Raw genomic sequence first — 503 nt, 5'->3', positions numbered from 1 at the left:
GTATGATTTTGGAAGAGCCGTATATCATCCATAAAATAGGCACTCCTGCAGAGCGTAAACAATGGGTGAAAGAGCTGTTGGTGAAAGTTGGCTTGCCTGAAACGGCTGTGAACCGTTATCCGCACGAATTCTCTGGTGGCCAGCGTCAGCGTATTGGTATTGCTCGTGCGATAGCACTGAAGCCAAAGCTGTTGATTTGTGATGAATCAGTATCTGCACTGGATGTATCGGTTCAGGCGCAAATTCTAAACTTGTTGCTACAACTTCAACAAGAAATGAACCTTGCCATCATCTTCATCTCTCACGATTTGTCGGTGGTTAAGCATGTCTCCGATAAAGTTGCGGTGATGTACTTTGGTAAAGTGGTGGAAGCGGGGAATGCGAAAGAAATTTACGCGAACCCACAAAACGATTACACCAAGAAATTGCTCTCCGCGATTCCTATTACCCACCCTAAATATCGTAAGAAAAAGCGTGTGGCAGAAAAAAAGCAGCAAGTGGCG

General features: G+C 45.1%; 1 protein-coding gene. It reads left to right on the top strand.

Annotation, left to right across the window (positions count from 1 at the left end; all coding sequences use genetic code 11):
- The coding region (locus R7Z77_RS28795) for an ABC transporter ATP-binding protein (RefSeq protein WP_318137491.1) at positions 1-503 on the top strand (503 nt) is incomplete at both ends.

The organism is Vibrio sp. 1401 (genome assembly GCF_033340295.1).
Note: the sequence above shows the minus strand (reverse complement) of the source record. Positions and strands in the feature narration are given on the sequence as shown.